6 protein-coding genes are annotated in these 6,958 nt (G+C 68.3%); 3 read left to right on the top strand and 3 right to left on the bottom strand.

The genetic code is table 11. The features are described from left to right. Nucleotides 1-1,016 (top strand): oxygenase MpaB family protein (locus NBRGI_RS01385; RefSeq protein WP_029892418.1); only part of this gene is annotated, 1,016 nt, incomplete at its 5' end. Next, the gene (locus tag NBRGI_RS01380) at nucleotides 1,013-1,249 is read left to right on the top strand and encodes a 2Fe-2S iron-sulfur cluster-binding protein (protein WP_051727405.1); all 237 of its coding nucleotides are present in this window, start codon (nucleotides 1,013-1,015) and stop codon (nucleotides 1,247-1,249) included. The genes NBRGI_RS01385 and NBRGI_RS01380, both read left to right, overlap by 4 nt. Before the next feature lie 35 nt (nucleotides 1,250-1,284). Here NBRGI_RS01380 and NBRGI_RS01375 read toward each other — a convergent pair whose 3' ends face one another. Together NBRGI_RS01375 and NBRGI_RS44865 are read right to left on the bottom strand one after the other, a co-directional pair. Continuing rightward, entirely contained in the window at nucleotides 1,285-3,246 is a 1,962-nt protein-coding gene (locus tag NBRGI_RS01375) for an ABC1 kinase family protein (protein ID WP_029892416.1), read from the bottom strand. A gap of 98 nt (nucleotides 3,247-3,344) precedes the next feature. Beyond that, the gene (locus NBRGI_RS44865) at nucleotides 3,345-4,295 is read right to left on the bottom strand and encodes a carbon-nitrogen hydrolase family protein (protein ID WP_029892415.1); all 951 of its coding nucleotides are present in this window, start codon (nucleotides 4,293-4,295) and stop codon (nucleotides 3,345-3,347) included. 141 nt (nucleotides 4,296-4,436) lie between these two features. On the opposite strand from NBRGI_RS44865, the gene NBRGI_RS01365 reads away from it, so the two are divergent. Beyond that, nucleotides 4,437-5,423: an endonuclease/exonuclease/phosphatase family protein gene (locus tag NBRGI_RS01365; RefSeq protein ID WP_029892414.1), complete on the top strand. Its 987-nt coding sequence runs from the start codon at nucleotides 4,437-4,439 to the stop codon at nucleotides 5,421-5,423. 27 nt (nucleotides 5,424-5,450) lie between these two features. Here the strand turns inward: NBRGI_RS01365 and NBRGI_RS01360 are convergent, their stop codons facing one another. Further along, nucleotides 5,451-6,875 carry an MDR family MFS transporter gene (locus NBRGI_RS01360; RefSeq protein WP_029892413.1) on the bottom strand — a complete coding sequence of 475 codons (1,425 nt, stop codon included), beginning with the start codon at nucleotides 6,873-6,875 and terminating at the stop codon, nucleotides 5,451-5,453. Nucleotides 6,876-6,958 lie beyond the last annotated feature (83 nt).

Raw genomic sequence — 6,958 nt, 5'->3', positions numbered from 1 at the left:
TGGTTTCGCTGTTCGCGAGCCTGGACACCCCGCCGGACTGGTACGACCCGGAGCTGTGGGAATATGGCCGCCGCCTGTGGATCAACGTCCCGACCTCCGGCAAACTCGCGATGGGCGTGCAGGACTTCATGGGCACGTTCGTCGGCGCCGAGGTGGCCTCGGCGACCGGTGCCACAGGGCGGTTCGTCAACGACCCGTACCGGCGAAACCTGGAGACCGCCACCTGGTTTCGCAACGTCACCGTGCGCGGCGGCATGCAACGCTGGTCGCCGGTGTTCAAGGACACCGTGCGGGTGCGGCTGATGCACGCCCAGGTGCGCGCCGGCCTGCGCCGGGCCTGGGGCGCGGGCCATTTCGCGGCGCACGGCAATCCCATCTCGAACAGCACCATGATGGGCGCCGCCGTGACGTTCGGGTTGTCCCCGATGTGTTTCGACCACGCACACGGACGGCCTTGCACCGAACGGCAACTGGACGCGGTGATGCACTATTGGGCCTACATCGCCTACGTCTTCGGTGTGGCCGATGAACTCATCCCGCGCTCAGCCGTCGAAGGCATGGAGATGTCGGACTACATGGTCGCGACGGCGGGCACGGCGCCGGAGTGGACCGCGACAATGGCGGGCGCGGCGACGTACCGGCTCGCGGGCACCAGCCTGGCCGATCGGCTGAAGGTGCAGGCGACGGCGCCGCTCGTCGGCATGCTGGCCTACTTCAGCAGCGTGGGTTTGGTTCGAGAACTACTGCGCGACACGCCATTACACAGTGTGCCGATCCAGCCGTGGGCGGCGCTGACCGGGATCGTGGCCGGGCTGGACGTCCGGCTGCGCGCACTCGACGACAAGCTGCCGGGCGCCCGGCAGCGCCGGACGCGCCGTGCTGCCGCCGCCGACCCGGTCTGGCGGCGCAACACCAAGGTGGCCGAACTGCTCGCGGCTCGGGTCGGCATCTACGGCACGCCCTACGACCAGCACGATGCTGCCGCCGCGGGCCTCAACCGCTGTCCCGTCCGATGATTCGGCCGCCCGCGCTGGTGGTGCGGCTGCGCCACTCCGGCCGGACCCTCACCGTTCCAGCCGAGCTCACCGTGCTGGAGGCGCTCGAGCGCGCGGGCATCGAGATCCCGTCGCTGTGCCGGGCGGGCATCTGCGGCACCTGCGAGACCGTGGCTGTCGCAGCACCGCCGCGCGTCATCCGGCCCTGTGTCACCACGGCGGGACCGGACCCCCAGCTAACTCTGGATCTTTGAGCATTCCTGAACTCCGACGAGGTCGGGGGCGGCGGTCAGCTGCGCAGCAACGTCCTGATCCCCAGTACCGCGCCGATCAACCCCAGCGCCGCGGCGAGCACCGCGGAAACCGCTACGCCGCCGATCAATTCGGCGTCGCTGCCGGCGACCAGGAGCACCGCCGCGGCGACCACGCACGCCGCGGCGAACAGCGCGGTGATCAGCCGCTGGGCGAGTTCGGCGAGGAACGCGCGATCGGTCGGATGCTCGAAGACGCGCACGCCGATGCTGAATCGTCCCGCCGCCAGGTCCGCGCTGATCTTGTCGATACGTCCCGGAAGGCGTTGCAGCACCGGGAGAACGGTCAAAGACTGCCCCTTGGCGCGAAGGGCGAGACGGTCAGGCGAGAGCAGTGGGGCGAGGATGTCCTCGCCCGCGCGCCGCGCCGACACCAGCAGATCGAAGCCGGGATCGAGCAGCAGCAGCGTGCCTTCGACCGACGCGAGGGTGCGGAAGACCCCGGCCACCTGACCGGGGATGGCGAACCCGGCCGCGGCGATCAATCCGATCATCTCGGTGAACAGCGCTTTGCTGCCACTGGCGCCGAACCCGCCCCGGAACCGGACGATGACCTGACCCATTCGTCGTTCGAAGGTGCGCCGGTCGAAGTCGCCGGGCTCGCCGAGTAGCCGCAGCATGGCGTCGGTGGCGCCGACCGAATCGTCTCCGTCGATGGCGATGAGGAACGCGGCGATGGCCAGCCGCTCGGTTTCGTCGAGCCGGCCGACCGCGCCGAAATCGAGCAGGCCGAGCTGTCCCTTCTCATCGATGAGCACGTTGCCCGGGTGCAGATCGGCATGGAACACCCCGGTGACCAAGATCTGCCGCAGTGTTTCCGACAGCAGCGTGGCGGCGGCGTTCGCTCGGGTGCGGGAGTCCAAGCGGTCGAGCACCGCGCGGGCCGAGCCGACCGGCACGCCGTCGAGCCGCTGCATCACGAGCAGGCTCGACGAGGAGAACTCCGGATACGCCGCGGGGATCGTGATCGCCGAATCCCGGGCCGCCCCAGCGAGATTGCGCATGTTGTCGAGCTCGACGGTGTAGTCCAGTTCTTCGGTCAGCGAGGCGGCGAAGCCGGCGACCAGATCGGTCACACCCATCTCCCGGGCCCAGGACGCGTCGCGCTCGAGCTTGCGCGCGAACCGTCCCATGATCTGCAAGTCGCGTGCGACCTGGGTGCGCGCCCCCGGACGCTGCACCTTGACGACCACGCGGCTGCCGTCGGTGAGTACCGCGGCGTGCGCCTGTCCGACCGACGCGGCGGCCAGTGGTTCCCGGTCGATCGAGGCGAAGACCTCGGCGGCCGGTCGCCCGAGTTGTGCCGCGATGATCAGCTCCACCTGGTCCCACGGCAGCGGTGTCGCGTCGGTTTGCAGCGTCGCCAGTTGGTCGGCGATCGTGGCGGGGACGACATCCCTTCGGGTGGACAGCATTTGGCCGAGTTTGACGAAAGTGACACCGGCATCGTTCAGCGCGTCACGCAGGTTGGCCGCCGCCGCGCTGGTCCGGTCCGGGTGTGCCCGTGAACCGCGCAGCAGGAACCCGCCCAACCCGTGCCGCAGCAGCACCCCGAGCAACTGCCAGTACCGGATCGCCTCCTGCCGCGACCGCCGCGAGCGCCGCACCAGCGCGATCGGGCCCGGCACCGCCCCGCTGGGCACGATGATCTCCGCGACGTACAGCACCGCGAGCAGCAGCACGAAGATCCATGCCCACAGCAGCACTACCACGGTGAGCGCGCCCCACGGCGCGGCGATGTCACCGCCGTCGTCGACGAGTCCGAGCCGGTGCGCCAACGCGGTCGCCGCCGTCGACCCCGCCACTGGAAACACCGCGGACAGCAGCACGGTCCGCGGCCAGCCCACCGGCGTCCCGATCACCCGCCGGGCGACGGTTGCGACCAACCAGACCAGCAGTGCCCACCTGACGAGCACGAAAACCGCTGATACCACCGTCATCACGACCACCCGCGATTCGCCATGCGCCGAGCATGCCGGAGCCCCGGTCCACTGACCATCGGGGATCACCCTGATGCCTCAGGGTGGAGCGGGGGTGCTCAGGAGGTGAGCGCTCGGGCCGCCGCGGCCCGGCGCGGGTTGGCCGCGTACGCGCGGTGCGCCTGGTCGGTGAGCAGTTCGAAGGTGAGGCCGCTGAGGGTTTCGGACAGGATGGGCCGGTTTGCCCAGTAGCTGGTGGGCCGCAGGTCCGGAGTGCGTTTGCGGCTGGGGTCCAAGCTCACATCGCCGACGACCACCGATTCGACCGGACCCTGTTCGGCGACGACTCGGCCGCCGGCGAGGTGGATAGACGAGCGACCTTCGCAGCGGAAAGGTATCTGCACGAACGGAATGACAGGCACCGGCGTCCAATCGAGCCGGGCGGACACCTTGTTCGCGAAAACGACGGGAATGCCCAGCTCTTTCGCGTAGAAACCGGCGATGGAACCGAACTGCCGTCGAAACTGTCCGGCCAGCAACGGAATTCGCGGCGTCGGTGCGGAATGTGGCATCAGGATCAGGTCCGGTGCGGTGTCCACCATGTGCCGGAAGAACTCCGCGGTCTGATTGTCGTTGCAGATGCCGACGCCGATCCGGCCCAGGTCGGTCTCGATCACCTTCGGCTCCGCCGACGACGTGAAATACCACCCTTCGAAGCCTGGCAACGAGCCCTTACGTACTCGACCGAGCAGTTCGCCGCCCGGGCCGAAGAGCGCGAAGGTGTTGTAGAACTGATCCTGGTCGGCTTCGAGATACGTTGCGCCGATATAGATGGCGTGCTCGGCGGCGAGTCCGGCCAGCCACGATTCGGTCGCGCCACCTTGCGGTTCGCCGCTTTCCCAGATGCTTTCGCGGTAGATATAGCCTGCCGCCAGGAACTCCGGGCACAGCACCACCCGCGCACCGCGCCGCGCGGCCTCGCGCACCAGCAGCGCCGCATTGCGCAGATTCCGCTCGACGGCGCCGTTCTCGCTCGTCGCCTGCACCGCCGCGACCGTGATCTGCCCCATCACTCGAAACTAGCGGAGTCCGGGGCGATCCGGAACCGCTCGACGGCGCGAATTCGGGTAGTCGGCTACCTATGTGCGCACCTCTGCGCCCGGCGACAATTGAGGCGTTCGAATCGTCGGGGCCTGATGAGGATGTGTGAAATGGTTACCCTGCGTATTGCGACGTTCAATCTCGAGAATTTCGACGAGACGCCGAATCCCGGACCGTTCGAGCCGACGCTGGCCGACCGTATCGCGGTGATGCGACCGCAGATCGATCGGCTGCGGGCCGACATCTTGTGCCTGCAGGAGGTGAACGGTCAGGAGCGCCCCGGACAGCCGCGCGCGTTGCTGGCGCTGGCCGATCTCCTGCAGCACACTCGACTGTCCGGCTGGAATGTCGTGTCGACGGAGAAGGCCAATGGTGAGGTGTTCGACGAACGAAATCTCGTGCTGGTCACCTCCCTGCCCGTCACCGCGCGCACGCAGCTGCTCAACGATCTGGTCGCGGCGCCGATGTATCAGATCCTGACTGCGAATCCGCCTGCGGCGCAACCGCGTCCGGTCAATATCGAGCGCCCGGTGCTGCACGTCGAACTGGACCTGCTCGGCGCCCCGCTACACGTGATCGTGGTGCACCTGAAGTCGAAACTGCCGACCGATATCCCCGGCCAGAAAGCCGATCGCTTCACCTGGCGCGACGCCGGGGCGATGGCCGAGGGCTCGTTCCTGTCCGGCATGAAACGGATGAGCCAGGCCGTCGAGGTGCGCAGGCTCATCGACCAGATCCTGGACCGGGACGCGGCGGCCCGCATCGTGGTCGCCGGCGACTTCAACGCGACCGCCGACGAGGTTCCGCTGGTCGCGATTCGCGGCGACGTAGAGGACACCGGCAACGGCGCGCTCGCCGGACGGGTCCTGGTGCCGCTCGAGCACACGGTGCCCGAACCCGCGCGCTACACGCTGTTCCATCATGGCCGCGGGGCGATGCTGGACCACCTGCTCGTCACCCGCAACCTGCTCGCCAATTACCGCGGCACCGAGATCCACAACGAGGTGCTGCACGACGAGTCGGCCGACTTCGCGACGGACAAGAAGTACCCGGAGTCCGACCACGCGCCGGTGGTCGCGACATTCGAATTCACCTGAGCAATGGCGAGTGCCGAGCAGCAGAGATCATTCGGCGGGTGCGCTGCCGACGGATTTGCGCGCGGGCATGCAGGCCGAGGCGAGCAGCATGACCACCGCCATCACCGTCACCGTGACGAACACCAGGTGCACCGCGGAAGACAGCGTGGCCGGCTCCGGATGATCGGTGTCGCCGATCCTGGCGTTGACGATCGCGCCGAACACCGCGACGCCGACCGCGCTGCCGATCGAGCGGGCGAACATGTTGGCCGAGGTGACGACGCCGCGTTCGGACCATTCCGCGCTCGCCTGCGCGGCGATGAGCGTGGGCGCGGCGACCAAGCCCATGCCCGCGCCGATCAGGAAACATGAGGCGGCAACCTGCCACAGCGTCGAATCCTCGGTGATCAGCAGGGTGGTCGCGGCGCCCACCGTGGCCAATCCGCTGCCGATCAGCGCGGTGGCTCGAAATCCGAGGCGCAGGTACACCTTTCCGGCGAGTGCGGCGGCGATCGGCCAGCCGAGCGTGAGCGCGCCGACGGTGAGCCCGGCGACCAGCGCGCCGGTGCCGAGCACGCCTTGCGTGAAAGTCGGGACGTAGGAGGTCAATCCGAGCAGGATCGCGCCGACGAGTACGCCCACCACGCTGCTGGCGACGAGCACCCGGCGGGTGAACACCCAAAGGGGCAGCACCGGATTCGCGGCCCGCCGTTCGACCAAGCCGAACAGTACGAGCAGCAGCGCGCCCCCGGCGAAGATGGCCAGGCTGGTCGGCGAACTCCAGGCCCAGGCCTGCCCACCCTCGAGCAGGCCGAGGATCAATGCGCCCGCACCGATGGTCAGCAGTGCCGCGCCGAGATAGTCCACCTGCTGCTTGCGTCGCGGCGCGCTCTCCTTGAAACTGCGCAACAGCATCCAACCCGCCACGGCGGACAGCGGCAGGTTGATCAGGAAGATCCAGCGCCAGCTGACGTAGTCGGCGAATATGCCGCCGAGCAGCGGTCCCGCCACCGACGACAGCGCCCAGATACTGGCCAGGTAGCCCTGCACCTTGGCGCGCTCGGTGAGGGTGTAGAGGTCGCCCGCGATGGTCATCGTCATCGGCTGGATCGCGCCCGCGCCGATGCCCTGCACTGCGCGGAAGATGATCAGTCCCAGCATGCTGGTCGCGAGGCCGCACAGCAGCGACCCGAGCGCGAACACGGCGACGCCGAAGAGAATGACGGGCTTGCGGCCGACCGTGTCGGCGATCTTGCCGTAGATCGGGACGGTGACCGCCTGCGCGAGCAGATAGATGGAGAACAGCCAGGGGAATTGGGCGAATCCGCCGAGGCTGCTGGTGATCGTCAGCACCGCGGTGGCGATGATGGTCGAATCCAAGGCGACCAGTCCGGTCGCGAGCATCAGCGAGCCGAGAATGGCGCCGCGCTCGGAGCGAAGACCTACGGACGACTGCACGGTCTCGGTCGCCACACGCGGCCCCTCTCGTTCGCTCACCTAACCACCAACAACGAACGTATCCCCAGCCGAGCTATTCCCGCATGGGAATTTTCGCG

This window comes from Nocardia brasiliensis IFM 10847 (assembly GCF_000710915.1).
GTDB classification, from domain to species: Bacteria; Actinomycetota; Actinomycetes; order Mycobacteriales; family Mycobacteriaceae; genus Nocardia; species Nocardia brasiliensis_A.
The sequence above is the reverse complement of the archived record's forward strand: the minus strand, read 5'-3'. Positions and strand labels throughout refer to the sequence as shown.